The sequence below is a fragment of the Nocardia sp. NPDC050793 genome (assembly GCF_040654065.1).
GTDB lineage: Bacteria > Actinomycetota > Actinomycetes > Mycobacteriales > Mycobacteriaceae > Nocardia.
On sequence record NZ_JBFAHG010000011.1, the window covers coordinates 64,287 to 89,152 of the forward strand.

29 protein-coding genes are annotated in these 24,866 nt (G+C 69.1%); 16 read left to right on the plus strand and 13 right to left on the minus strand.

Annotated elements, in window-relative coordinates:
- The first annotated feature begins 20 nt into the window (after positions 1-20).
- From AB0H50_RS29720 to bla, 3 genes are all read left to right on the plus strand, one after another.
- Positions 21-1,433, plus strand: a complete 1,413-nt coding sequence (locus AB0H50_RS29720; RefSeq protein WP_357459019.1) for an NAD(P)/FAD-dependent oxidoreductase — start codon at positions 21-23, stop codon at positions 1,431-1,433.
- A 172-nt stretch (positions 1,434-1,605) separates the two neighbouring features.
- Positions 1,606-1,992, plus strand: a complete 387-nt coding sequence (locus AB0H50_RS29725) for a hypothetical protein (protein WP_357459021.1) — start codon at positions 1,606-1,608, stop codon at positions 1,990-1,992.
- Between the two features lie 188 nt (positions 1,993-2,180).
- Positions 2,181-3,080, plus strand: a complete 900-nt coding sequence (gene bla, locus AB0H50_RS29730; RefSeq protein ID WP_357459375.1) for a class A beta-lactamase — start codon at positions 2,181-2,183, stop codon at positions 3,078-3,080.
- Between the two features lie 84 nt (positions 3,081-3,164).
- On the opposite strand, the gene AB0H50_RS29735 is transcribed toward bla, so the two are convergent.
- Positions 3,165-3,650 carry a hypothetical protein gene (locus tag AB0H50_RS29735; protein WP_357459024.1) on the minus strand — a complete coding sequence of 162 codons (486 nt, stop codon included), beginning with the start codon at positions 3,648-3,650 and terminating at the stop codon, positions 3,165-3,167.
- Positions 3,651-3,663: 13 nt separating this feature from the next.
- Positions 3,664-3,846, minus strand: a complete 183-nt coding sequence (locus tag AB0H50_RS29740; RefSeq protein ID WP_357459026.1) for a hypothetical protein — start codon at positions 3,844-3,846, stop codon at positions 3,664-3,666.
- Positions 3,847-3,964: 118 nt separating this feature from the next.
- Between AB0H50_RS29740 and AB0H50_RS29745 the strand changes: the two genes are divergently transcribed.
- Together AB0H50_RS29745 and AB0H50_RS29750 are read left to right on the plus strand one after the other, a co-directional pair.
- Positions 3,965-4,504 (plus strand): metallophosphoesterase, encoded by a 540-nt coding sequence (locus tag AB0H50_RS29745; protein ID WP_357459028.1) that lies wholly within the window; start codon positions 3,965-3,967, stop codon positions 4,502-4,504.
- Positions 4,492-4,974: an SRPBCC family protein gene (locus tag AB0H50_RS29750; RefSeq protein ID WP_357459377.1), complete on the plus strand. Its 483-nt coding sequence runs from the start codon at positions 4,492-4,494 to the stop codon at positions 4,972-4,974. Before AB0H50_RS29745 ends, AB0H50_RS29750 begins: the two co-directional genes overlap by 13 nt.
- Before the next feature lie 74 nt (positions 4,975-5,048).
- Here the strand turns inward: AB0H50_RS29750 and AB0H50_RS29755 are convergent, their stop codons facing one another.
- Positions 5,049-5,525, minus strand: coding sequence for a DUF1801 domain-containing protein (locus tag AB0H50_RS29755; protein WP_357459030.1), 477 nt, complete (start codon positions 5,523-5,525; stop codon positions 5,049-5,051).
- Positions 5,526-5,763: 238 nt separating this feature from the next.
- Here AB0H50_RS29755 and AB0H50_RS29760 point away from each other — a divergent pair, with 238 nt between their 5' ends.
- Together AB0H50_RS29760 and AB0H50_RS29765 are read left to right on the plus strand one after the other, a co-directional pair.
- A complete protein-coding gene (locus tag AB0H50_RS29760; protein WP_357459032.1) occupies positions 5,764-7,344 on the plus strand; it encodes a succinic semialdehyde dehydrogenase in 1,581 nt (526 codons plus the stop codon).
- 283 nt (positions 7,345-7,627) lie between these two features.
- The gene (locus AB0H50_RS29765; protein ID WP_357459034.1) at positions 7,628-8,065 is read left to right on the plus strand and encodes a peptidoglycan-binding domain-containing protein; all 438 of its coding nucleotides are present in this window, start codon (positions 7,628-7,630) and stop codon (positions 8,063-8,065) included.
- Between the two features lie 38 nt (positions 8,066-8,103).
- Here AB0H50_RS29765 and AB0H50_RS29770 read toward each other — a convergent pair whose 3' ends face one another.
- From AB0H50_RS29770 to AB0H50_RS29795, 6 genes are all read right to left on the minus strand, one after another.
- Positions 8,104-8,733, minus strand: coding sequence for an alpha/beta fold hydrolase (locus AB0H50_RS29770; RefSeq protein WP_357459036.1), 630 nt, complete (start codon positions 8,731-8,733; stop codon positions 8,104-8,106).
- Between the two features lie 314 nt (positions 8,734-9,047).
- Complete coding sequence (locus AB0H50_RS29775; RefSeq protein ID WP_357459038.1) at positions 9,048-10,037, minus strand: DUF2332 domain-containing protein; 990 nt, start codon at positions 10,035-10,037, stop codon at positions 9,048-9,050.
- Positions 10,038-10,420: 383 nt separating this feature from the next.
- Positions 10,421-10,819 (minus strand): hypothetical protein, encoded by a 399-nt coding sequence (locus tag AB0H50_RS29780; protein WP_357459040.1) that lies wholly within the window; start codon positions 10,817-10,819, stop codon positions 10,421-10,423.
- Positions 10,816-11,298, minus strand: coding sequence for a hypothetical protein (locus AB0H50_RS29785; RefSeq protein ID WP_357459042.1), 483 nt, complete (start codon positions 11,296-11,298; stop codon positions 10,816-10,818). The genes AB0H50_RS29780 and AB0H50_RS29785 overlap by 4 nt, the downstream gene beginning before the upstream one ends.
- 133 nt (positions 11,299-11,431) lie before the next feature.
- Positions 11,432-11,899, minus strand: coding sequence for a hypothetical protein (locus AB0H50_RS29790; RefSeq protein WP_357459044.1), 468 nt, complete (start codon positions 11,897-11,899; stop codon positions 11,432-11,434).
- 237 nt (positions 11,900-12,136) lie between these two features.
- Positions 12,137-12,340 carry a hypothetical protein gene (locus AB0H50_RS29795; RefSeq protein WP_357459046.1) on the minus strand — a complete coding sequence of 68 codons (204 nt, stop codon included), beginning with the start codon at positions 12,338-12,340 and terminating at the stop codon, positions 12,137-12,139.
- A 363-nt stretch (positions 12,341-12,703) separates the two neighbouring features.
- On the opposite strand from AB0H50_RS29795, the gene AB0H50_RS29800 reads away from it, so the two are divergent.
- Positions 12,704-13,042: an STAS domain-containing protein gene (locus tag AB0H50_RS29800; RefSeq protein WP_357459048.1), complete on the plus strand. Its 339-nt coding sequence runs from the start codon at positions 12,704-12,706 to the stop codon at positions 13,040-13,042.
- 52 nt (positions 13,043-13,094) lie between these two features.
- On the opposite strand, the gene AB0H50_RS29805 is transcribed toward AB0H50_RS29800, so the two are convergent.
- Complete coding sequence (locus AB0H50_RS29805; RefSeq protein ID WP_357459050.1) at positions 13,095-14,132, minus strand: LLM class F420-dependent oxidoreductase; 1,038 nt, start codon at positions 14,130-14,132, stop codon at positions 13,095-13,097.
- A 131-nt stretch (positions 14,133-14,263) separates the two neighbouring features.
- On the opposite strand from AB0H50_RS29805, the gene AB0H50_RS29810 reads away from it, so the two are divergent.
- The 4 genes from AB0H50_RS29810 to AB0H50_RS29825 all read left to right on the plus strand — a co-directional run bounded on the left by AB0H50_RS29810 (position 14,264) and on the right by AB0H50_RS29825 (position 17,811).
- Positions 14,264-14,923: a cyclodeaminase/cyclohydrolase family protein gene (locus AB0H50_RS29810; protein ID WP_357459052.1), complete on the plus strand. Its 660-nt coding sequence runs from the start codon at positions 14,264-14,266 to the stop codon at positions 14,921-14,923.
- A 146-nt stretch (positions 14,924-15,069) separates the two neighbouring features.
- Positions 15,070-15,981 (plus strand): hypothetical protein, encoded by a 912-nt coding sequence (locus AB0H50_RS29815; RefSeq protein WP_357459055.1) that lies wholly within the window; start codon positions 15,070-15,072, stop codon positions 15,979-15,981.
- A 165-nt stretch (positions 15,982-16,146) separates the two neighbouring features.
- Positions 16,147-16,899: a L,D-transpeptidase gene (locus AB0H50_RS29820; protein ID WP_357459058.1), complete on the plus strand. Its 753-nt coding sequence runs from the start codon at positions 16,147-16,149 to the stop codon at positions 16,897-16,899.
- A gap of 153 nt (positions 16,900-17,052) precedes the next feature.
- Positions 17,053-17,811 (plus strand): hypothetical protein, encoded by a 759-nt coding sequence (locus AB0H50_RS29825; RefSeq protein ID WP_357459060.1) that lies wholly within the window; start codon positions 17,053-17,055, stop codon positions 17,809-17,811.
- Between the two features lie 45 nt (positions 17,812-17,856).
- On the opposite strand, the gene AB0H50_RS29830 is transcribed toward AB0H50_RS29825, so the two are convergent.
- Positions 17,857-18,708: a bifunctional 5,10-methylenetetrahydrofolate dehydrogenase/5,10-methenyltetrahydrofolate cyclohydrolase gene (locus AB0H50_RS29830; RefSeq protein ID WP_357459063.1), complete on the minus strand. Its 852-nt coding sequence runs from the start codon at positions 18,706-18,708 to the stop codon at positions 17,857-17,859.
- Positions 18,709-18,871: 163 nt separating this feature from the next.
- Between AB0H50_RS29830 and AB0H50_RS29835 the strand changes: the two genes are divergently transcribed.
- Positions 18,872-19,744 carry a YdcF family protein gene (locus AB0H50_RS29835; protein ID WP_357459065.1) on the plus strand — a complete coding sequence of 291 codons (873 nt, stop codon included), beginning with the start codon at positions 18,872-18,874 and terminating at the stop codon, positions 19,742-19,744.
- Between the two features lie 165 nt (positions 19,745-19,909).
- Positions 19,910-20,710 (plus strand): putative protein N(5)-glutamine methyltransferase, encoded by an 801-nt coding sequence (locus tag AB0H50_RS29840; RefSeq protein WP_357459067.1) that lies wholly within the window; start codon positions 19,910-19,912, stop codon positions 20,708-20,710.
- A gap of 21 nt (positions 20,711-20,731) precedes the next feature.
- On the opposite strand, the gene AB0H50_RS29845 is transcribed toward AB0H50_RS29840, so the two are convergent.
- Positions 20,732-21,562 (minus strand): SDR family NAD(P)-dependent oxidoreductase, encoded by an 831-nt coding sequence (locus tag AB0H50_RS29845; protein ID WP_357459068.1) that lies wholly within the window; start codon positions 21,560-21,562, stop codon positions 20,732-20,734.
- A 63-nt stretch (positions 21,563-21,625) separates the two neighbouring features.
- Complete coding sequence (locus AB0H50_RS29850) at positions 21,626-23,200, minus strand: succinic semialdehyde dehydrogenase (protein WP_357459070.1); 1,575 nt, start codon at positions 23,198-23,200, stop codon at positions 21,626-21,628.
- Between the two features lie 148 nt (positions 23,201-23,348).
- Between AB0H50_RS29850 and AB0H50_RS29855 the strand changes: the two genes are divergently transcribed.
- The gene (locus AB0H50_RS29855) at positions 23,349-24,050 is read left to right on the plus strand and encodes a TetR/AcrR family transcriptional regulator (protein ID WP_357459073.1); all 702 of its coding nucleotides are present in this window, start codon (positions 23,349-23,351) and stop codon (positions 24,048-24,050) included.
- 52 nt (positions 24,051-24,102) lie between these two features.
- A complete protein-coding gene (locus AB0H50_RS29860) occupies positions 24,103-24,762 on the plus strand; it encodes a TetR/AcrR family transcriptional regulator (protein ID WP_357459075.1) in 660 nt (219 codons plus the stop codon).
- Positions 24,763-24,866: the final 104 nt, after the last annotated feature.

A 24,866-nucleotide genomic window follows, 5' to 3' on the forward strand; every position in this document is an offset into this window, starting at 1 on the left:
CCAACGGAACGGAGAGCGATATGAGCACAGCACTGGTGGTTGGCGGCGGCCCCAACGGCCTCGCGGCGGCGATCGTCCTGGCCAGGGCGGGACTCGAGGTCACCGTGCTGGAGGCCGCCGACGAGATCGGCGGCGGCGCACGGACCCGCGAAGCGATCGTCCCCGGTCTGCTGCACGACCAGTGCTCGGCCATCCATCCGATGGCCGTCGGCTCTCCGTTCCTGCGGGCGCTCGACCTCGCCCGCTACGGGCTGACGTGGGCGTGGCCGGAGATCGACTGCGTCCACCCGCTCGACGACGGCAGCGCCGGTGTGCTGCACCGATCCGTCGCCGACACGGCCGCGGGCCTCGGCGCCGACAGCCGGGCCTGGCGGCTGCTGTTCGAACGCCCCACCGCCCGCTACGACCGCATGAGCCCGGACATCATGCGGCCGCTGCTGCGGGTGCCGCGCCATCCATTGAGCTTGGCGCGCTTCGGGATTCCCGCACTCGCCTCGGCCGACCTGCTCGCGGAGGCCTTCCGCACCCCGCAGGCGCGCGGTCTGTTCGGCGGCGTCGCCGCGCACGCATTCCACCCGCTGAACCGGCCGCTCAGCGCCAGCATCGGCCTCGGCATCCTCACCGCGGGCCACGCCTACGGGTGGGCCGTCGCCGCGGGCGGATCGCAGCGCATCACCGACGCGATGGCGGCGCTGCTCGGCGATCTCGGCGGCAAGATCGAGACCGGGACGCCGGTGCGGACCGCGACGGACCTGCCGCCGGCGAAGGTCGTCCTGTGGGACGTGGCGCCCACGGCCGTCGCCGACATCATGGGCGACCGGCTGCCCGTGCGAATCGGCAAGGCGTTCCGGCGTTTTCGCTACGGCCCCGGCGCCTTCAAGGTCGACTTCGCCGTCCAGGGCGGTATCCCGTGGACCGCCGAAGCCGCCCGCCGCGCGGGCACCGTGCACCTCGGCGGCAGCTACACGGAGATCGCCGCGACCGAGCGCGACATCCACGTCGGGCGGATGCCTGAGCGGCCGTTCGTGCTGGTCGGGCAGCAGTACCTGGCCGACCCGCAGCGCTCGGTCGGCGATATCCACCCGATCTGGGCCTACGCGCACGTCCCGCACGGCTACACCGGCGACGCCACGGCCGCGATCATGGACCAGATCGAACGATTCGCGCCCGGCTTCCGCGACCGCGTCGTCGGCGCCGCCGTGCGCACCACGACAGAATTCGCCGAGTACAACCCCAACTACGTCGGCGGCAACATCATGACCGGAGCCAAGGACATCCCCCAGCTCGTCTTCGGACCGCGAAAAACCCTGTGGCCCTATGACATCGGCATCCGGGGCCACTACCTCTGCTCGGCCGCCACCCCGCCCGGTCCTGGCGCGCACGGCATGTGCGGCGCCAACGCCGCCGAACGCGCCCTGCGCCGCCTGCGGTGAGCGGTGTCGGCAGCGCGTCAGGGTGCAGACGCGCCTGCGTGACCGGACACGGTCTCCGCCTGCGGGGCAAAAACCGGCCCGCTAGCTGCTGGCACGTCGCGGCGGGTAACACCGCGTGGACTGGGTCTCGATTATCTGGGTAGTCCTCATCCGGTGCAGTGAGAGGAGGACCATGAAGATCATCGTCCTGTTGCTGTTGGCCCCGTTCCTGTGGCCTTTCTACCTCGTCGTCTGGTGTTTCCAGAACCCCGACAAAACGAAGCAGGCATACGGCAGGGTGCGGGAGTCGATGCGGCGGCACCCGGGCGCGTGGGCTTGGGCCGTCGCGGCATTCGGCTTGCTCATCGGAATCGGCAACCTGTTCGACGCCGAACTCGATGGCGCCGTCATCGGCTTCGCAATCGTGGCGGGATGTCTCGGTGTCCAGCTGAAGCTGCGCCGCAATGCCGCCGCCGAGGTCGCCGCCGCGCTGTCCGCCCGCGCCGACGCCCAGCATCTCGCATACCTGCGCGGCGACGAGTGGGGGATCTACGGGACGCGGAATCGGCCTGTCCTCTGAGACTCTCGTACTGAAACGCTGTTGCCCCTGATGAACCGGCGATATTCCGGGTGACAAGCCCAATGCGCACCGGGGAGAGCGTGCGCTGTGCGGGGGGTTCCGGTATTCATGGGACCACAGGATGATCATGCGCGCGTCGCCGTCCGACGCCGCGGTCGTCGGGCACCAGGGGAAGGAAAACAGTGACCTTGTCACGACCGGTACTCACCCGCCGCACGCTCCTTGCCGCGGCCGCGCTATTGCCGCTGGCGGGCTGCGCCACGGAACCGGCACCGCCGCCTACCGCGGCTCCGGCCACCCCGGCGGAAGCCCATCACGAGCGCCTCATCGAGTTGGAACGCCAGTTCGACGCCCGCCTCGGTGTCTACGCCCTCGCGACGGGCACCGGCGCGACCGTCGCCCACCGGGCGGACGAACGCTTCGCGTTCTGCTCGACGTTCAAAGGGCTGGCCGCGGCGGCGGTGCTGCACCGTAATCCGCTGTCGCACTTGGACACCGTCGTCTCCTACACCGAGGCCGACCTACTGAAGAACGCCGCCGTCACCCCGCGGCACCTCGAGACGGGCATGACCATCCGCGACTTGTGCGACGCGGCAATCCGTTTCAGCGACGGGACCGCGGGCAATCTGCTGCTCCGCGACCTCGGCGGCCCCGCCGAACTGACGGCGTACGTGCGAAGTCTCGGCGACACCGTCACACGGATGGATCGCATCGAACCCGCGATCACGGAAGCCACACCGGGCGACCCACGCGACACCACCTCGCCCCGCGCCCTCGGCACCGACTACCAGCGGCTCGTGCTGGGCGACGCCCTGCCCGCCGACAAGCGCGCCTTCCTCCGCGACCTCCTCGAGCGCAGCGTCGCTGGCGCACAACGTACCCGGGCCGGGGTGCCGCAGGGTTGGACGGTGGCCAACAAGACCGGCACCGGCGACTACGGCACACTGAACGACATCGGCATCGTGTGGCCGCCTGGCTCCGCCCCGCTCGTCATCGCGCTGATGTCGAGCAAGGCCACCGTGGACGCCCCCTATGACCAGGCTCTGCTCGCCGGGGCCGCCGCTTACGTCGTCGACACGCTCACCTGAGCGTTGTCGCCGAATTCTTCACGACACCAAGGTGATTGCCGCGCAGTCGCCGAGTTCTGCACGGCGTGCAGGTGATTGCGAGGGTCAGGCCACGAGAACGAGCGCGCTGGTAGCCATCGCGAGGATCGAGACCACCTGCATTCCGGCTGCGCCCATCAGCAGGTAGGCCTTCAGCGACGTCCCGGCCCGCAGCGAGGCGATCGACTCCAGATTGCAGTACGCCGCCACGTAGCGGGCGTCCACTTCGGCGTCGCGCCAATGCTCGGTCAGCATCGCGCGCATGGAATCGAGGGAAGTAACGCGATAGCGCCAGCTGACCCCCGCGAGGACGGCCAGCACCGCCGACCCGAGCAGGGCGAGCATCGCGACGTAGAGCGCGACGAGCGCGGTACCGGTGAGCGTGAAGTCCTTGCCCTTCAACACCGCCACCACCGCGAGCACGAGCGTGACGAGCCCGGTCGCGCTGGTGACGGCGGACGCGGCCCGCGTGTTGAGTGTGTCGCGGCGGGAGTACTCGCGCTCGAGCTGGTCGTGAATGAAGCTCGCCCACCCGGCGCCCTGTTCCGCCATCGCCGAACCGTCGCTACTTCGTCCGGAACAATCGCTTGAAGAACCTTCTGATCGCGCCCTCTGCCGGGGCTCCATACGGCCCGCCGTAGGGCTGCTGTGGATACCCCGGCGCCGCGGGGCCGTAGGCGTGATCGAACGTGATCCACCCCGTCGGTGGCGGATCCTTGTCCTCGCCCGAATCCTGCTGCTCGGTCATCAGACTTCGATTGTGGCAGTTTCGGGGTCCGCTCATGCGCGGATCGGCAGCCCGAATCCCATCGGCCGCTTCGGAGCGGGTCCCGCATTCGCCGCGACGCGGTGGTACACCGGACATCGTGCGGTTGCTCATCATCTCCGACACCCACATTCCGAAACGCGCGCGCGACCTCCCGGAGCCGGTCTGGCGCGAGGTGGACGCCGCCGACGTCGTCGTGCACGCGGGCGACTGGGTCGAGGTGGCGCTGCTGGATCGGCTCGAGGCGCGCAGTAAGCGACTCATCGGTGTCTACGGCAACAACGATGGACCCGCGCTGCGGGCGCGCCTACCCGAGACGGCCCGCGCCGACCTCGACGGCCTTCGCCTCGCCGTCGTGCACGAGACCGGCCCGGCCGCGGGCCGCGACGCCCGCTGCGCCCGCGCCTTCCCCGACACCGACGTCCTCGTCTTCGGCCACAGCCACATCCCGTGGGACAGCGTCACCCCCACCGGCCTCCGCCTGCTCAACCCCGGCTCCCCCACCGACAAACGCCGCCAACCCGACCACACCTACCTGACCGCCACCGTTCGCTCGGGTCGGCTGAGCGACGTTGAGTTGCACAAGATTCCGCCCGAAGGTTGTGGGCGCGAGCGACGGATGATTCGATTCAGCCCGTGACCGAGAAGATCGATGAAACTCGTATCGTCAGCGCCAGCCGGGAGATCGCCGCGGATTCGGCCGACATCTTCGAACTCATCGCCGACCCCGCGCAGCAGCCTCGCTGGGACGGCAACGACAACCTCGCCGAGGCCCCCGCGGGCCAGCGGGTGCGCGCAGCGGGCGACGTGTTCGCCATGACCCTCACCAACGGCGCCGTGCGCGACAACCACGTCGTCGAGTTCGTCGAAGGCGAGCGCATCGCCTGGCACCCGTCGGAGCACGGCAAGGAGCCGCCCGGTCACCTGTGGCGCTGGGAGCTTGCGCCCGCGCAGGAGGGCCGGACGCTGGTGACGCACACCTACGACTGGACGAAGCTGACCGACGAGAAGCGTCAGGTTCGGGCCCGCGCCACCACCGGCGAGAAACTGTCCGCTTCCCTCGAACGCCTCGCGCAATTGGCGGAGGCGGAAACGAATTCCGCCGGATAACGCTCCCAGCCCGTTCGTCGCGGGCACGTCCCGGCGGCAGGTCGCGTGGTGGACGACCTCTGAGCCGCCGGGCCTCAGCTCACCGCCTTCTTCACCAGCTCGCCGATCCGCGCTTCCACCTCGGCGGACAGCTCGCTCAGCGCGAACGCGGTCGCCCACATGCCGCCCTCGTCCAGCTTCGCCGGGTCGTTGAAGCCGAGCGTCGCGTACCGCGCCTTGAACTTCTTCGCGGGCTGGAAGAAGCACACGATGGCGCCGTCCTTGGCGTACGCGGGCATTCCGTACCACAGCTTCGGCGTCAACTCCGGCGCATTGGCCGTCACGATGGCATGAACCCGCTCGGCCATCGCACGATCGAAATCCTCCATCTCGGCGATCTTCGCCAGCACATCGTGCTCCCCGTCTGCCTTGGTAGCCCGGGAACCGCGGCGCGCGGCCGTCTTCAACTCCTGCGCGTGCTCCTTCATCGCGGCCCGCTCCTCCTCGGTGAACCCCACCGAAGCAGCACCCTTCGCGACGGTCTCCGTACCGGACTTCTGCGCCTTGCTCATTGTGGGTTCCTTCCTCACGGACTCGATGACGACACTGTCAATGCTAGGAACCGGACGCGCGCGGCGGCTTCTTCAAAACTGATCAATCGGGCCGCACCCCGTCCCGCGAGCCCCGCGCGGCCTCGCCACCTCCGGATTGTGCCGCGGCACAGCCGATCCACTCGAACGAGATGCCCGAGCATATGGCGAGGCCCGGCATACCCGCGTAACGCTGATGAACGCCGAAAAGGAGTTCCTCATGACCGAAACATCGACCGCGACGGCCGCGCAGCCCCTTGGCGAGAAGGCCCTGGCGAGCGCCTCGATCGACCGGCTCACCCGCGGCGTCACCGGCACCGCGGCAACGGTGACCACCACCTCCCCGCTCGACGGCCGGATCCTGGCGACCTTGCCGCAGAGCACGCCCGCCGACGTCGAGGCGGCGTTCGACCGGGCCAGGGCCGCGCAGCGCGAATGGGCGCGCGTGCCCGTGCAGCGGCGGGCGGCGCTGTTCCTGAAGCTGCACGACATCATGCTGGATCGGCAGTCGGAAGGACTGGACATCGTCCAGTTGGAGACCGGCAAGTCCCGCATGCACGCGCTCGAGGAGTTGATGGACGGCGTCGGATCGACCCTCTACTTCGCACGGCGCGCGCCGCGGTTGCTGTCCCCCAAACGACGCGCGGGCGCCTTGCCGCTGCTGACCCAGACCCGCGAGGGATACCACCCGAAAGGCGTGGTCACGACGATCACGCCGTGGAACTATCCGCTCTCGCTCACCATGGACGTGATCCCCGCGCGGCTGGCGGGAAACGCCGTGGTGCACAAGCCGGATACCCAGACGGCGCTGTCCAGCCTGTGGCCGCGAATGCTGCTCATCGAGGCGGGACTTCCCGCCGACCTGTGGCAGGTGGTCATCGGCGACCCGGCCGATATCGGCGACACCCTCATCGACAACGCCGACTTCGTCTGCTTCACCGGATCCACCGCGGCGGGCAAGGCCATCGCGACACGGGCCGCCGCCACTCTCACCGGCTGCTCCCTCGAACTCGGCGGCAAGAACCCCATGCTGGTGCTGCGCGACGCCGATATCGACGCCACCGTCACCGCCGCCGTGCGCGGCTGCTTCGCCAATGCCGGGCAGCTGTGTGTGTCCATCGAGCGCATTTACGTCGACAGGGAGGTCTACCCGCGGTTCGTCGACGCCTTCGGCGCCAAGGTGCGCGCGCTACCGCTCGGCGCGGCAATGGAATTCACCGACGGTGTGGGTTCACTGACCTCAGTCGAGCAGCTCGACCGCGTCCGGACGCACGTGGCGGACGCGGTCGCGGCGGGCGCGCAGGTGGTCGCGGGCGGCAAGGCCAGGCCCGATGTCGGTCCGTACTTCTACGAGCCCACCGTGCTCACCGATGTGCCGCCCTCCGCCAAGCTGTATCGCGAGGAGACGTTCGGCCCCGTGGTGTCGGTCGCGCCGTTCGATTCCGAGGACGAGGCGGTCGAGCTGGCCAACGACACCGAATACGGTTTGAACGCGGCCGTTTTCAGCAAGGATGTCAAGCGGGCTCGCACCGTTGCGGCCCGGATTCAGGCGGGCACGGTGAATATCAACGAGGGTTACGCCGCCGCCTACGCCGCTCAGGACGCACCGATGGGCGGCATGAAGCAATCCGGGCTCGGCCGTCGCCACGGCACCACCGGTCTGATGAAATATGTTGAACAGCAAAATATCTCGGCACAGCACGGGGTCGGATTCGACCCCGCGTTCGGCCGCACCGCTGCCCAGCACGCCGACTTCCTGTTGAAGGCCATGAAGGCGATGAAGTTCATGCGCATTCGCTGAACCCAGCCCCGCAGCCGAAAGCCGCCGCCTGGAAGCAGGCGGCGGCTTTCGTCTGTTCAGAGCCCTTTTCCGCATGCATGTCCGTCCTCGATCAGGGATGCCACTCCGCGAAAGCCGGTGGAATGCGGTCCGCGGCTGCGTTCGATGCGGCTGGGACCGAGGGTCAGCCGAGGGGCATTCGAGTAGCGCGCTACTCGTGATAGACGCCTGTCGCATCAATAGGGTCGCGATTGCGGTCGACCGATTGGGCACCGTTTCCGAAAATTCAGAGGGAGGTGCGGTGATGGTTTTTCGGTCCGTTGGCGCGGGTGGCCAGAATCTGCCGGAGGACGTGCAGGATGTCCAGAAATTGATCAACCGCAGTATCGCGCTGCTCGGCCTGCCGTTGCTCTCGGTCGACGGCGCGCTCGGTCCGCTCACCCAAACGGCGATCACGGCGTTTCAGCTCGCCCACGGTGGAGTCGGAGACGGCGTGATGCGCATCGCGGTGGGCGACGAGCCCGTACCGCCCGGTCCGGAGCCGATCGAGTTGACCCAAGGTCAAGCGGACGGCGCGACCATCGCCGAGGCGTGCAAGGCCGCCCGAGAGGACTGCAAGGCGCAGGCGGCTTGCCAGCCGGGGACGCTGAAGATGGACAAGAAATGCATCTGCTGGAAGGGCGGGGCGGCCGGCGGATTCACGTGCACCGTCGGGTGCGGGTGCAGCGTGCCGAACGTCTGATTCTCGCTGAAAGGGGCTCTGCTCCAGAAGAAGTCGGTTCAGCGATGCGCGCCGCACGCTCTGGTGACGACATCGACCCACACCTGCGGATCCGTCGACCACAAGTTGTGGGCCACTCCGGGTAATTCCTCGAAGCTGCCGCGCGGGACCAAGGCCGCGAGTTGCCGGAGCGGCCACGACGGGCGGATATCGTGCTGCGGGGAGATGAACGTCATGGCGACATCGGAATCGGCCAGCAGGCGGAACAGGTCGGCTTCGTGGATCCACTGCACGAACGACGCGTCGAGTGCGGCGTGAACGTCTGGCGCCCAGTCGATTTCGAGGTCGTCTTCCAGATGCCGCGATGAATGGTACGTCTGGGACCAGGTGCGGTCTTTGTGCAATCCGTGCCCGGCGACGCCGACCACGGATCGGACGCGATCGGGGTGTTCCAACGCGTAGCGCACCGCCAGGTCCGCGCCCCAGGAATGGCCGAGGACAACCCAGCTGTCGATGTCTCCGGATCGCCGCACCGCTTCGATATCGGCGACTGCCTGCTCGAGGTCGTGCGGCCCACCCTCGGAGCGTCCAACGCCCCTCGGCTCCGGGTACCACGCCCGCATCCCGCGCGGTGCCAGCTCGTCGTCCTCCAGGTAGTGGACGCAGCCCGGTCCACCGGAGAGAACCACTACATAGGGACCACTTCCCGTAACACCGACGTGCAACAAAGTTCCGTCATCTGCCGACACCATCATTGATCGCAATTCGCCCCCTCACCGCGGGCGAAACCGAGGCACGGCATTCGCCGCGCTCTACCCTATCGCCGCCCCGTCGGATGTGATGCAGAGCGAACCTCCGAGGCGACCGAGCGAGGGACCCCCGCAACAACGGCAGAGCCGACGTCACCTCGCTCCCGCCGTCACACGCTTGGCGGCGGGTCGAATCCGCCCGCGCCGTACGGTGCCGCGCACCCAAACACATCCCGCGTTATCTGGTCCCGTGTTTATCCGGAACCGCTCGGCGGCGAAAACCAATCGAGCGTCTGACCATGCGCACCGGCATATCCCAGCGGAACCCCGTCCAACGCGACAACGAACCGTCCAGGAGTGTCTCGCGCGGACACCGGCAGCCGAGCGGCCACCGATCCCACGACGCCGCAACCCTCGTTGGACAACCAATGACAGGGCAAGTCCCGGACCGTCCGTTCGAAGCGGACACGCTCGTCGACGCTCAGATAAGTCAAGACAGCGCTGTGGAAGACCACCACCGTCGCCCCATCCGGCGCGGCCTCGACCAACTCGGTCACCGTCTCGTTCAGATCGCCGGTCACCACATCCACCGGTCTGGCCCGGGCGATCGCCACCGCTTCGCGCAGGCGTCGCAGCCGCTCTGGCTGCCCGGGCCAGACCAGGCACTCGAGCCAACGCATCTCGTCGGCATCGCGCACATCCAGCGGGTGCAGATCGACGCCCGCGCGCGACACGACCTCGGGCAAGCGATCCGGGATCGGCGGCTCACCCGAAGTCACACACCGCAACGTCACACCGGAGGCGCCACCGGCTGGGTGCAGCTCGCTTCGATCGTCGTAGCGATAGCTGAACAGATCCGGATAGAGACACAGCCCCGCGGACGCACCCACCTCGATCAACGCCAGAGGACCGGGAACCTGCGCCAGCGCCGGGAGCAACACCGCGGCCCTGCCGACCTCGTTGGTTTGCGTCCTGCGCGTCGTCACGACCTGCGCGACAGCATCCCAATGTCGAAACATCCAGTCCCGGAACTCGGAAAACGACGTCTCGGCGACCCCGAGACAGCGTGCCGCCGTCAGCACGAGATTCGGCTGCCTCTTCTCCTCCGGAAGCCGGTCGATCAACGACAGCAGCCGCCGATCCGACGCAATCCCCAACGCCCACAACTCATAACACGACGAATTGCCCCGAGCCTCGAACTCGGCGAAACGTCGATACCGGCCAGCCGTCGTCTCCCACTCCACCCCTCCCTTCTATCCGAACATCCCCCGGCCGACCAGCCAACGGATCCGGTTGACGAAAATCCGTCGCCGACCACATGAGAGGCGCCGTAGGGATTGCCGGATCGGAACCGATGGGATCGCAAGTCCAGCGGCCTGGTCAGCGCCGCGCTGCACCCGATCGAGTGCGGCGAACTCCTCGTCGCGGAGCGCTCGATGTGGCTCGACGTGCCGAATGATGTACGGCCGTCACTGACCGGATGATCGTGCAGGAGACTCTGTGTGGTGAGCAGGTTGAGAATGTGGTTGCCGCCCAGCGGTTTCCGGTCTGGACGCCGATCCGCCCGCCGCGTCGACGACCTGCATCCACTCGTGACCGAGCGAAAGGCACTCAGAGGCCCCTCCGGCTAGGCGCCGGTCGAGAGCAGCTGGTCGAAGAACGCCCGGTAGCCGCGCAGCGCCTGCCGGAGGTCTTCGGTGTCCGACGGGTCGCCGCGCCGCTCGTCCAGTTCGCGCTTGCGCTGCTGGTAAGTGGCGATCATCTTGTCGATCGTGTCGCCGACCAAGTCGTCGGCGCGGGCGACAGCGGTCCTCGGATCGTCGACGAAGGCCACCTGAACCTCCCGCCACTGCGTGCGCAGGCGATCGAAATCGGCTTCGGCGAACAGCGGCGCAGGCCCGTCACCTGCGGCGGGAACCTCGGTCGGCCCGCCGGCCTCGATGCGTTCGGTGTCGGCGGCGGGTTCCCCTGCCGCGGTTCTCTCACGCGCATCGCCGGGCAGTCGCGGCTCGGACTCGGTGCTCATGATTTCACGTCCTTGTTCTCCTGGCCGGTCACACCGACCAGGTCCTGAAACAGTTCTCGGTAGTGCACGATGGCGGTGCGGCGGTCCTCGGTGGACACCGCGTTGCCCGCCGGTCGCGTCGCGATCTCGTGCGCGGCGCGATAGTGGCCCAGCGGCTCGGCGTGCTCCACGGACAGATCGGCGATCTGCTGCTCGTAGTTCTCCGTGGGATAGCCGCGTTCGGACATGATCGTGGTCACCAGGCGGTCGGCCTCGGTCAACGCCCCCGCAGGATCATCGATGAAGCGCTCCTGCACCTCTACCCACCGGGTGTGGTAGACCTGCTTCTCGTCGTCCGACAGCTCACGTAACCGCAATTGTGCGTGCCTGCGTTCACGTTCGGTGAGTTCGCGCTCGGCGGCCTTGCGGTCTTCACGTTCCTGAACCGTCCGGACGTACTCGGGGCCGAACCTGCGGCGTAGTCGCTGTCTGCGCAACATAGCTTGGCTTCCACCGCGTGTCGGCGTTCGGCGGGCGCCGGTCTGCTCAGCGGGAGGTTGGTGTCCGCCCGTTCGAGCCCGGTCGCGAGTCTCGTGACGGCTGCGAGCGGCGACGCGGTGAAGGCCGGACCCGTTACGGGCGCTCGGCCGTTCCCCCGCCGTTGCCGCGGGCTTCGATAGCCTTCACGGTCTTTCCGAGAGCCTGCCGCAAGACGGGCCTGCCGACGGTCCCGACCACGACTCCGAGGACCCGGCCCTTGAGGTTCTTGCCCTCGCGCACCAAGACGACATCCACATCGGTCGTCCCATCGGGCCGGCGCGTGAAGGTATACGTGTGACCCGAATGGCCGCCCCACACATTCGAGTCGGTGGTCGTCATGACGACGCGGTCAGGGTTCGACCAGTCGTAGTGCAGGCGTTCCCAGATGCCGTGCGAGCCCTCGGTGACGTCGGCCTCGCTGCGGCCCCGGTCGTGCACCTCGAGATATTCGTCGGCGCTGTTGCCGAACAGCTGCGAGCGGCCCGGCCCGAAATCGGTGAGCGCCGCCACGAACTGCTCCGGTGTCGAGTTCGTCGTCTCCTTGAAGTGGATGGTGGACATTGTTTGCTCCTTTGCCTCAGAGAATCCGATCGAGGTCCTCCTCGAGGTGTTGGCACACGGCGTAGGGTGCCCCGGCACGAGCCGATAACACCCGTCCGCCCGAGGCAATTCGGAACGATCATCGCCGCCCGAGCTCTACGTGTTCATCGGGCCTTCGGTCGGACCGGCTGCAGCCCCCTTCGACGGAGGTAGGCGGCCAGCCGGGGTGCCGACAGGAATCGTCGTGGTCGATTCCGCTCATGCTCGACGGTTCGTCTCCGGGAACCGGCGCCGGATGCGGTCGATATAGCGTTGCAGGGTACGCCGCTCGGCCACCGATTCCGCGCGGGAGGCGGGGCTGAGGCGGTGAGCGAAACCGAGCTCGCGATCGAGTGCTGTAGCTCGGTTGGCCAGCAACTCCAGGAAGACTCGGGCTTGGGCAAGGTCGGGATCTTCGTCCATCGATCAGGCCGATCTGTTGTATCCAATAGCGTGCGCTCGCCCAGTGCGCTCCCGACCGTCGCGGCCCACGGCGGCATGGGAATCGCCCGATTCTATACCGACACATCCACCCGGACGTCCTGTGCGATCGGAGAGCGCCCCGTCGTCCGCGGGGACCTCACTTCCGAGACCTCGGGACTCTTCATCATCGAAACCGACGCATCCCAAGCGCCAACGCAGGCCCGCGTCAACGGACCACGGGCGACCCCTGACTCCGGTACTGTTTGAGCGTATGAACACTCCGAGCTTGCGAATTCGCTGCAACTTGTGTGTTGTGATGTTGTGACCAACACTTCCGGAGACGCGTATCCCATGGCGGACACGATGACCACCTCCGTCGCAGTGCGTGACGGTGCGACCGTGCTCACGGTGGCCGGCGAGGTCGATCTTGCGACCGCGCCCGCACTGGAGACCGCGATCGAGGGCATCCTGGCGAGCAAGCCGACGGCACTGATCATCGACCTGACCGCGGTCAGTTTCCTCGCCTCAGCGGGGATGGCGGCGCTGGTCGCGGCGCATCAGCGGGCCGGGTCGGCGACGACCATCGCGGTGGTCGCCGACGGACCTGCGACCAGTCGTCAGCTCAAGATGACCAGCCTGGATCAGGTCTTCGCGCTGCATTCGACGCTCGAGGCGGCGCTGGCCTCGCTGCGACCCAACTGACCCGAACACGACGGCGTCCCGGCGTATGTCGCCGGGACGCCGTCGTATTTCGTCAGACCAGCTCGCGCAGCTGCTCGATCAGCTTGACGCGCTCGGCAGGCGTCGCGGCCATCGGCACCACGTTCAGCGCGGTGACGCCCGCCTCGCGGAAGGCGGCGACCCGTTCCTTGACGAAACCGGCCGGTCCGACCAGCGAGATGTCGCGGACCAGATCGTCCGGCACCACCTTGGCCGCCTCGTCCTTGCGGCCGGCCAGGTACAACTCCTGGATGCGATCCGCCTCGGCGCCGTAGCCGTACTTGGTGGCGAGGGTGTGGTAGAAGTTCTTGCCCTTGGCGCCCATGCCGCCGATGTAGAGGGCCAGGTGCGGCTTCACGAACTCCAGCAGCGGCGTCACGTTCTCGCCGATGGCCAGCGCCGGACCGGCGAACACGTCGAGCGGGCCGAGGGCGGGATCGCGCTTGGCCAGCCCCGCGTCCAGCGACGCGCCCCAGACCTCCTTGGCCCGCTCGGGCAGGAAGAAGATCGGCTGCCAGCCCTCGGCGATCTCGGCGGCCAGCTCGACGTTCTTCGGGCCGAGCGCGGCGAGAAGCACCGGAATGCGTTCCCGCACCGGGTGATTGATCAGCTTCAGCGGCTTGCCGAGGCCGGTGCCCTCGCCCTCGGGCAGCGGGATTCGGTAGTGCTTGCCCTGGTATTCGAGCCGTTCCCGGCGCCACACCTTGCGGCAGATCTCCACCAGTTCCCTGGTGCGCCCGATCGGCGCGTCGTAGGGCACGCCGTGGAAGCCCTCGATCACCTGCGGGCCCGACGCGCCGAGGCCGAGCAGGAACCGGCCCTCGGAGACGAAGTCGAGGCCCGCGGCGGTCATCGCCGTCAGGCTCGGGGTACGGGTGTAGATCTGCAGGATGCCGGAGGCCAGCTGCAGTCGCTCGGTCTTCGCCGCCAGGTAGCCGAGCGCGCTGACCGCGTCGAAGGAGTACGCCTCGGGCACGAAGACGGTGTCGAGTCCGGCCCGTTCGAGGTCGGCCACCTCGGCCGCTGCTTCCTTGAACCCGCCCGAGTAGTTGATGCCCAATCCGATCCGCATGTGCTCAACATAACCCCGGGTATGCACCGGCTGCGCACCGGCCGTCCGACGCGGTGGCCGGGCGGGGTGCACGCGGTCGCAGGCGGTAGCGTGATCATCAGTTCACGTCGCCGGAGAACGAAAGGCAACCCGTGTCGCAGCCGAGCACGTCGTCCCAGGAAACTGCGTCTTCCTTCGGCGAGGTCACCCTCGCGCAGTACCTGTCCGATCTGGCCGCCAAGATCCCGGCGCCCGGCGGCGGTGCGGTGGCCGCGCTACACGCGGCACAGGGCGCGGCACTGATCGCCATGGTGGCCCGCTACACGACCCGGGCCAAGGACGTCGAACACCGGCCGATCGTGGACCGCATCATCGAGGCCGCCGACGCCGCAGGCGCACGCGCGCTGGCCCTTGCGGACGCCGACGCGGCCGCGTTCACGGCGGTGGGCGCCGCGTACAAGCTTCCGAAGGGCACCGACGAGGAGGTCGCGGCCCGCACCGCGGCCATCAACGCCGCCCTGGTGGAGGCGGCGCGGGTGCCCGCGGCGGTGGTCGACGAGGCCGACGAGGTGCTCTCGCTGGCCGCGGAACTGCTGCCGATCGGAAACCCGAACGTCGTCACCGACATCGGCGCCGCGGCCGACGCCGCCCGCGCCGCCGCCACGAGCTCGCGGCTCAACATCGAGATCAACGTGGCCTCGCTGCCCGCCGCATTGGGCGACAAGTTCGCGCCCGCGTTGCTGCGCATCGAGGAGATCACCGCGCGTGCCGACAGCCTGCACGCCGAGGTCGTACACACCGTGCGCAGCTAGCAAGACCCTTGGGCGACACGCCCATCAGAGACACGCCGACATCTTCTCGGCGATGAAGCCCTGACCTGGGCGCGGCCGGCGGTGCGGGCCGCGATGTTTCGGCGGGTCTCCCCAGGTGACCATGTCCGGACCTACGGTTGATGATCATGAGTGACGATCGCTCGTCCTCCGAGACGCCCGGCTCCGATCCGGCACTCCAGGTGCGCGCGCGACGCGAGCAAGCCTGGAGCAATTTCCGTGCCGCACGCATCGCGCTCGCGGATCTGCGCATCCGCGCCAACCTGCAGGGCAGGCCCGCCTGGCTCGGCCGCTTGCCGGGCGGTGCGTACGAGCGCGCCGAACGGCGTCTCGACCGGCTGCGGCGCGAACTGGGCAGGCACGGAGTCGGGGCCGACGATCACTGCTGGGGATTGCTCTCCGGCGGCGAGACGCCCACGTTGGCCGGTGTGGTCGGCATCGAGACGACCATCGCCGTCCTCGCTACGCGTTTCGCGGTGATCGCGCCGCAGTGGGCGCGGCAGCTGCGCGCGATCGCCCGCGACTGCCCCTTCGTGCGCGAACAGGCCGCCGAAGGCGACCGCCGGTGCGTCGACGAGCTCACCGACCGGCTGCTGGAGATTGTCCGGCTCGCCCCTTCCGAGGCGGCGCGGCAGCGGCTGATCGACCACCTCCCCGGCGAATTGCGCCCGATCCCCTCCGATATCGCGCAGTTGCGCAGGCGCGGACCGGGCCCGATCGAAATCGACTTCGAGATCCACACCAGCACAATCGAACTCGAGAGCATCACGGTCACGCCCGCGCTACGCGGGATGGGCATGGGCAGCGCGGGGCTGACGCATCTGTGCCGCACGGCCGACGCACACCGCCTGCACATCGCCGGCCAGCTGCTGCCCACCTACCGCGACGACGAGGCCGCGATCCCCGCTCTGGCGAACTGGTGCCGCGGACACGGATTCACGGTGCACGAACGGCTCGGCGGGCGTATTTCCCGCCCGCCCGCGACGCCCAAGCCGGAAGTGCGCTCGGCGTGGGGGCTCGGCGGCGCGCCGCAGGCGTAACCGGACCGGTCCTTCGCATCCGTTCGCCCAGCACACCACAAAGAAACCGACCGGTCTCACGGTTACCTCGCCGAAATCCTGCCCTACATATTCGGCAAGCCGGGTTGATCATGAAGGCGTAGACTGGTTTTTCGCGTACGACACCATCTCGAAAGGGGTGGAGCCATGAGGAGCGTACTTCGCCACCTGTTCCTCACGATCGTGGTCATCGCCGTGACCGCGTTCGGCTCCGGTGCGGCGGAAGCGACGCTGATCGGTCCCCCGTCCTCCGACAGGATCACGGCGATCACGCCGACCGCACGACAGGAAGTCGGCGTCGCGCATCCGGTCACCATCCAGTTCGCCGCACCCGTCACGAATCGTGCTCGCGCCGAACGTCTCGTGACCGTCGGATCGACCGGCCCGCTCGACGGCACGTTCGCCTGGACGACCGATCGCGAGCTCACCTGGACGCCGACGGGCTTCCTACCCGCACGCTCCGACATCACCGTCCGAATCGGCAACGCCCGCACCGAATTCCGCACCAACGAGGGTGTCTACGCCGAAGCCGACATGTCCGCGTACACCTTCACCGTCAGCATCGGCGGCCAAGTCGTGCGGAGCATGCCCGCCTCCATGGGCAAGCCCGGATTCGAAACTCCCACAGGCACTTACCCGGTACTGGAGAAGTTTCGCTCGGTGGTCTTCGATTCCCGCACCATCGGCATCCCGCTGAGTTCGCCGGAGGGCTACCTGATCAACGGCGAGTACGCCGAACGCCTCACGTGGGGCGGCGTTTTCGTGCACTCGGCGCCGTGGTCGGTGGATTCGCAGGGCTATGCCAACGTCAGCCACGGCTGCATCAATCTCGCGCCCGACGACGCGGCCTGGTACTACGAAACGGTCGGCATCGGCGACCCGGTCAACGTGCACTGGTGAGCCCGGGTCCGGCAGCCGCCTCCCCCGCGCGACGCGCCCCCGGACGTTTCGCAGAACGCAGTTCCCTGGCAGTATCGTGCCGGGGAGCTGGTTTCGATGTGGGACTACCCGACGGCGTGACCTGATGAAGGCGGGGAGATGGAACGACCGGACATGACGACACGACCCGGACGAAGCATGATGCCGCGGGCTACCGCGCCCGGGACGCCGCCGTGGCCCGGCGAACAGTATCGCGGCGACCGGCCGGGCGGCGAGCCCCGGCGGCCGTACGACTTTGCGCGCGAACCGGAGTGGGAACCCGAAGCCGAATTCGTCCCGGAGCCAGTGCATTTCCCCGAAGAGGACGTCTTCGCGCGGATGATCGACCGCTCCCCCAAGCGGCCGCCGCTGCGCCGCTGGGCCCCCGCGCTGATCGGTTCCGTCGCCGCGCTGGCGGTAACGGCCGCGGCCTTCCAGTACTTTCGCGGCGGGCCTGCACCGCAGCCCACCGCCGCCAACACCCCCGCCCCGACGATCGAGCCGATGGTTGTTCCCGCGTCCCGCTGCCCCGCGGAGCGCGTCGGCAACAAGATTCAGGGCAACGGCGACGGCGGCACGGATTCCGGTCCGGCCGCGATCTTCGCCTTCCAGTACGCGTACTACGTAACGCGCTCCGCGGAACAGGCGCGCACCGTCGTCGCGCCGAACGCCTCGGTGCCCACCGTGGAAGCCATCCAGCACGGCATCGACAGCATTCCCGCGGGCACCACGCACTGCGTCGCGATCACACCCGGCGCGTTCGCCGGCCAGTATCGCGTCGTGATCACCGAGACCAGACCCGGCCGCGATCCGATGACCTACAACGCCCAGTTCGTCAGCGTGGCGCGGGCGGGCGACCGCACCCTCATCACGAGCATCGCCGCCGCGGCCTGAACCGCACGGTGCGTCTCGGCGACGGTTCCCCGCCGCCCGACGCCCTCAGCCGCGCAGCTTCTCCGCCGCCGCGACCACGTGCCGCATGAGCAGCGCGGTGGTCACCGGGCCGACGCCGCCGGGGACCGGGCTGAGTCCGGCGGCCTTGCCGCGCACCGAATCCGCGTCGACGTCGCCGACGATGCCGCCGTCCGGCGCCTCGTTGGTGCCGACGTCGATGACGATCGCGCCCTCGCGCACATGCTTGCCGGTGATCAACCCGGCCCGGCCCGCCGCCGCGACCACCACGTCGGCGGTCGAGGTCACGGCCGCCAGGTCGGCGGTGCGCGAATGGCACACGGTGACGGTGGCGTCCTCGGCGAGCAGCAGCTGCGCCAGCGGCTTGCCGACGATGTTCGAACGGCCGACGACCGCGACCAGCTTGCCGCGCAGCGGGATCTCGTGGTGCTTCAGCAGTTCCACCACGGCCTCGGACGTGGCGGGCACGAAGCCGTCCAGCCCTGCGGCGAGCAGCCCGAGCGAGAGCGGGCTGACGCCGTCGACGTCCTTGTCGGCGGAGATCGCCGAGCTCACGTCGTCGAGCGAGACGCCGGCGGGCAGCGGGGTCTGCAGCATGATCGCGTCGAAGGAGGGGTCGGCGCTGCGCGCGCCGAGTTCCGCGCGGATCTGGTCCGCCGTGGCGTCGGCGCCCAGATCGATACGGTCGCACGCGATTCCGAGTCGCTCGGCGGCCTTGCGCAGCGAGTTGACGTACCAGGCGCTGGCCGGATCGTCGTTGGCCACGATCAGGGCGAGCCGCGGGGCGTGCACGCCCGCGACGAACGCGGCGGCGCGTTCCTTGGTGTCGGCGTTGATGGCGGCGGCGAGTTCCTTGCCGGTCAGCGAAAGGGTGTCCACGAGGTGACAGCTTAGTGGGCGCAGCCGGAGGCACTCCGACAGCAACCCGTGAATTACCGGATTCCGCCGGCGGCGGTCGTATCGTGGACGGAGCTTTGCCACCGGCCAACTGTCAGCTGACGTACCGAAACCCGTTTTCACGCGTGGAAAGGTGTCGACTGTAGTGAAGATCTCGAGGCATTGGAAAATCCTGGTCGCGTCGTCGTTCGCGGCTTTCACCCTCACCGGTCTGGTCGGCGCGCCCGCCCAGGCGTCCCCAGAAACCGACTCCCTCTACAACTCCGCCCAGCGCCACTTCACCGACGGCAACGAGGGTGCGGGCCTCGCCGACCTGCGCGCGCTGCTCGGCAACGATCCCGGCGACGCCGAAGCGCTCTCGTTGCAGGCCATCTGGTCGCACTACGCCAACGACCTGCCCGCGCTGGCCAACGCCATGGCCCGGCTGCAGGCCACCGATCCGGGGATGGCCGCGGGCACCGGCCACGTGATCAACGCCATCGGCGCCGCGGTCGCCACGCTGCCGAATCCGCTGCCCGCGCTGGTCGGTCCGCAGACGGGCATCGTGGTGCTCGGCTACGGTCTGCTACCCGACGGCGGGCTGCGCCCCGAGCTGGTGAACCGGTTGACCGCCGCCTGGATCCAGGCCGTCGCGTCACCGTTCTCGCCGATCGTGGTGACCGGCGGCAACCCGCAGAACGGGATCACCGAGGCCGACGCCATGCGGCACTGGCTGGTCGGGCGCGGTATCCCGGCCTCCCGCGTCCATGTCGAGAACCGGGCGGGTTCGACGGTGCAGAACGCGCTGTTCAGCAGCAGGCTGCTGCGCGATGTCGGCGCGACAAGCGCCGTCGTGGTGACCTCGCCCAATCACATCCGCCGCGCGGTCGCCGATTTCATCGTCGCGGGAACCCGCGTCGTCGGCGCCACCACGTCGCTCGAACAGCTGGTCTCCCAGCTGCCGCCGCCCACCCGCAACGCCCAGCGTGGCATCTACCTCGACGCGACTCGCACCTTCCAGTTGGACACGTCTCGATAAGCGCTCGCACCGCGGCCCGAGTGAGACGCCCTCGCTCGGGCCGCGCAGCGCTCGAGAGGCGATCTCGCTCCGGCCGCAGGAACACGCGGGTGTGCCGAGGCACATCCGTTCGAAGTCATCGATACCCGCTGGCAGACGCCGGGCCGCCTGGTGCAGGATGGCCGGGTGTCAGGTGTGGAGGCCGCCGAGGTGGCGGCGCGGTTGCGGGTCGCGGGATGTGTGTTCGCCGAGGAGGAGGCGCGGCTATTGATCGATGCGGCGGCCGAGACCGGTAGCGATCTGAACGGTCTTGTCGCGCAACGGGTTTCCGGGAGTCCGCTGGAGCACCTGCTGGGCTGGGCGGAGTTCCGCGGGCTGCGGGTCTCGGTCGGGCCGGGGGTGTTCGTGCCACGGCAGCGCACCGCCTTCCTTGTCGAGGAGGCGCTCGCGCTCGCGGGCGCGGTCGATTCGGTGCCCGTGGTGGTCGACCTGTGCTGCGGTTCAGGGGCGTTGGGTCTGGCGCTGGCCACCGCGCTCCTCGCCGAGGGACGGACCGTCGAACTCGCCGCCGCCGATATCGAACCCGCCGCCGTCGCGTGCGCGCACCGGAATCTCGATCCGCTCGGTGCGGCCGTCTACCAGGGCGACCTGTTCGAGCCGCTCCCCGACGACCTGCGCGGCCGCGTCGACATCCTGCTTGCCAACACCCCGTACGTGCCGTCCGGCCACATCGCGGGCATGCCGCCCGAAGCCCGCGAACACGAACCGCGCACGGCCCTCGACGGCGGCGCCGACGGACTGGACGTCTTCCGCCGCGTCGCCGCCGAGGCGTCCGAGTGGCTCGCCCCCGGCGGGCATCTGCTGGTCGAATCGAGTCCCGAACAGGCGATCGTCGCCATCGAGATCCTCGCGGCACACGGCCTCACCGCCCGCGTCGCGGAGTCCGAGGAGTTCTACGCCACCGTCGTCGTCGGCGCCCGCCCCTGACCACCGCGCTGCCGGGGGCGGTTACTTCTTGCGACCGGTGAACTCGTCCATGGAGCGGTAGACGCCGACCGTGTCGAGGAAGAGGTCGCGGAGCTTGAGCGGCAGAATGCCGGACAGCGCCCGGTTCAGGCGGGAGGTCCACGGGAGGACGACCAGCGGGTTGCCCTGCTTCATCTCTGTCCAGGAGGTGTCGACGACGTCGTCCTGCTCGAGGATCGGGGTGAGCCAGAAACCCTTGGCGCCGTCGAACATTCCGGTGTTGATGTAGGTCGGGCACACGGTGGTGACCTTGACGTGGTCGTGGCCCGCCTGCTCCAGTTCCAGGCGCACCGAGTCGGACCAGCCCAGCGCCGCCCACTTGGACGCGGCGTAGACCGACATGCGCGGGTTGGCCACCAGACCGGCGGAGGAGGCGATGTTCAGCACCCGCGCCTCGCCGGCGCCGCGCACCATGGCGGGCAGGAATTCGAGCGTGATATACATCGGCGCGAGCGAGTTGATCGCCATGGTCTTGTCGATGTCGGCGCGGTTCTCGGTTTCCCAGAAGTAGGTGTTGCCGCGCACGATGCCCGCGTTGTTCACCAGGATGTCGATGTCGCCGACCTCATCGCGCACCGCCGCCGCGGCCGCGGCGATGGCGTCGCGGTCGGACACGTCCACCACGAACTCGTGGATCCGCGACCCGCGACCGGCGAGTTCGGCGGCGGTGCCCTTCAGCGCGACCTCGTTCACGTCCCACAGCACCACCGCCGCGGCGCCCTCGCGCACCGCGCGCTCGGCGAACAGCTTGCCCAACCCCATGGCGGCACCCGTCACGAGGACCTTCTTGCCCGCGACCGTGTCCAGTTTCATCCGTTCCCTATCCCTGCGGTCGGTCTTCACTTCTGGCCTGGCGCTTCACTTCTGGCCGGTGCTTCATTTCTGACGCAGCGTCTTCATGACGTTGAAGTAGAGCGTCATGGTCTTGGCCCACAGCTCCTCCGACATCCCGGGCAGCGGCGCGATCGGCAGCACCCGCTGCACCGCGATGGTCTGGGTGTCGATGTACTTGAGCAGGCCCTCGGGACCGTGCCGTCGGCCGGTACCGGAGATGCCGAGGCCGCCGGACGGCGCGTCGGCGCTGCCCCACGCGGCGATGAAGCCCTCGTTGACGTTCACCGAGCCCGCGTTGATGCGCGCGGCCACCGCGCGGCCGCGGTGCACGTCCTTCGTCCACACGCTGGCGTTGAGTCCGTAGGCGGTGTCGTTTGCCGCCTCGATCGCCTCCTCGTCGCTGCCGACGCGATAGATCGAGACCACCGGGCCGAAGGTCTCCTCGCGGTAGACCGTCATGCCGGGCCGCACGCCGGCGAGCACCGTCGGCTCGTAGAAGAAGGGTCCGAGATCGGGTCGCGCGCGGCCGCCCGCCAGCACCGTCGCGCCCTTGGCCACCGCGTCGTCGACGTGCGCGCGCACGGTGTCCAGCTGACGCTGGAAGGTCAGCGAGCCCATGTCACTGCCGTAGTTCAGCTCCGCGCCGAGCTCGATCGCGCGCACGTTGGCGACGAACTCGGCGACGAACCGGTCGTAGACCGCCTCGTGCACGTAGATGCGCTCCATGGATTCGCACAGCTGCCCGGCCGAGGCGAAGCAGGCGCGGATGGCGATCTTGGCGGCGCGCGACACGTCGGCGTCGGCCAGCACCAGCAGCGGGTTCTTGCCGCCCAGTTCCAGCGAGTAGCCGATCAGTCGTTCGCCCGCCTGCTGGGCGATGGTGCGGCCGGTGGCGCTGGAGCCGGTGTAGTCGACGTAGTCGGCGCGTCCGATGACCTCGCCGCCGATCACCGAGCCGCGGCCGAGCACCGCCTGCCACAGTCCGCGCGGCAGCCCGGCGCGCACGGCGGCATCGATGGCCCACAGCGCGGTGAGCGCGGTCTGGTTGTCGGGCCGCGCGACTACGGCGTTGCCCGCGACGAGCGCGGGCAGCGCGTCGGAGGCGGCCAGCGCGAGGGGGTAGTTCCACGGGGAGATCACCGCGACGACGCCCTTGGGCCGGTTGCGGACGTCCACCTGGGTCAGAACGGGAAGCACGCCGCGCGGCTTGCGGGTGGCGAGCAGCTTCTCGGCGACCGAGGCGTAGTACCTGGCGTTCACCGCCACGTCGCCGACCTCGTCGAAGGCGTGCGCGCGGGACTTGCCGGTCTCGGTCTGCACGATGTCGAGGATGGTGTCCTGCTCGGCGAGCACGATGTCGTGGAAGCGGCGCAGCACGGCGGCGCGCTCGCGCACCGGGCGGCGCGCCCATTCGCGCTGCGCGGCCCGCGCCGTGGCGAAGGCCCGCTCGATATCGGCGGTGGACGACTGGGGCAGTGCGGCGACGAGCCGCCCGGTGGCGGGCGCGAACACCTCGGCCGCGGGCGCGCCGCCCGCGACGGCATGCTCGAGCAGCGGCCGGACCAGGTCGGCGGGCAGTGCTGCGGCTTCGGCGGGCAGCTTGGCGGCGGTCGTCATGGTCGGACCTCTCGAAGGACGGTTCGGGTGCGCATGTCCAGAGCATTTACTGAACAGTGGTGTTAGATTAATCCTCGTGACGTGTCCCGTGTCAAGCTCTCCGTTGTGCAGCACAGACATGCCCGACATCCGGCTGTGAGGCCTCACCATGTCCACTGACGCGACGACGACGCGCCGCGGCCGCCCGCCGCAGACCAGGGAGCAGGCCGAGGAGGTCAAGGCCAGGATCGTGCTGGCCACGGCGGAAGTGTTCACTCGCAACGGCTCCCGCGGCCTGAGCGTCTCCCAGATCATCGAGCACGCCGGGCTGGCGCGACCGACGTTCTACCGATACTTCGGCAACGCTGTCGAACCGCTGCACGTGCTGCTCGCCGCCTCCAACGAGGGCCTGGTCGGCGGCATACGCGCCGCGCTCACCGGCACCGACGAGCCCGTCGACCTCGGCATCCGGCTCATCGACGCCTACCTGGGCTGGGCGCGCGGCCACGGCGCGATGCTGCGCCCGCTGTTCGCCGAGCTGCACGATCCGGCCTCGCCGGTCTCCGCCTATCGGGAGCGCGCCCTCGACGACATCCGCGCGACCGTCCGCGAAACCTTCACCGAGCTGGGCCGCCCGGTCCCCTCGCCGCTCGATCTGGACGCCGCGCTGCACGTCTGCGAGTACGTCGTCTACCGCATCTCCGCAGGCACCACGCCCGGCGCCGAACCCGACGCCGAGACCGTCGACGCCGCGCGGCTCACCATGATCCGCGTCCTGCTGACCACCCTCGGCACCCGCGCCGACATCGAATACGCCCTGGACATCCCGAATCTCTTCCCGGCGGCGTCCAGCTCCCCCGAGGCGGGCTGAACGCCGCCACTCGACCCCTCCGGGGCCGATTCGGGCATGAGAGGATCGGGGGATGGTCGCCGATTCCGACGAATCCTTCGCCCGTATGCGCAACTGGCGTGGCCTGGCCCCCGCCGAGCGAATCGCCACGCGCAGAACACAACTCGTCGAGGCGGCCACCGAGCTGATGGCGACCGTCGGCGCGGCCGAGATCTCCATGCGCGGGGTGTGCAGGCAGGCCGGCCTGACCGAGCGCTATTTCTACGAGAGCTTCCCGAATCTGGAGGCGCTGCTGATCACTGTGCTGGAGACCGTGGTCGTCGGGGCGCGCGACCACCTGCTCGACGCACTGACCGAGGCGCCGATCGAACGCGAGGCGATGTTCCGCCACGTCGTGGCCGCCTTCACCGACTATCTGACGGCGGATCCGCGCCGCGGCCGGATCATGTTCGTGGAATCGCAGGCCACCTCCGTGCTGTCGCAGCGCGGCGACGAGCTCATCGAGTTGTTCACCGCGCCCATCGCCATGACCATCGGCGCGGGCGACTACCGCGAACCCGGCCCGGACCACCTCGACAGCGTGCTCAACGCGAACGCGATCTTCGGCGCGCTGGCCTACCTGTACCGGCCGTGGCTGGACGGCGTGATCGACGTCCCGCGCGAACGGTTCGACGAGCACGCCGCCCGTCTGCTCACCGCCGTCGCGCTGGTCAGGTCCTCGGACGCGAAGTAGGCACAGCCCGGACGCAGTCCGTCCTTACACCGCGCATGGCCGGAGCGAAGGCGGAGTACGCCGGAGCGAAGGCGGAGGACGCCAATAGACGCCGCCGGACGTAG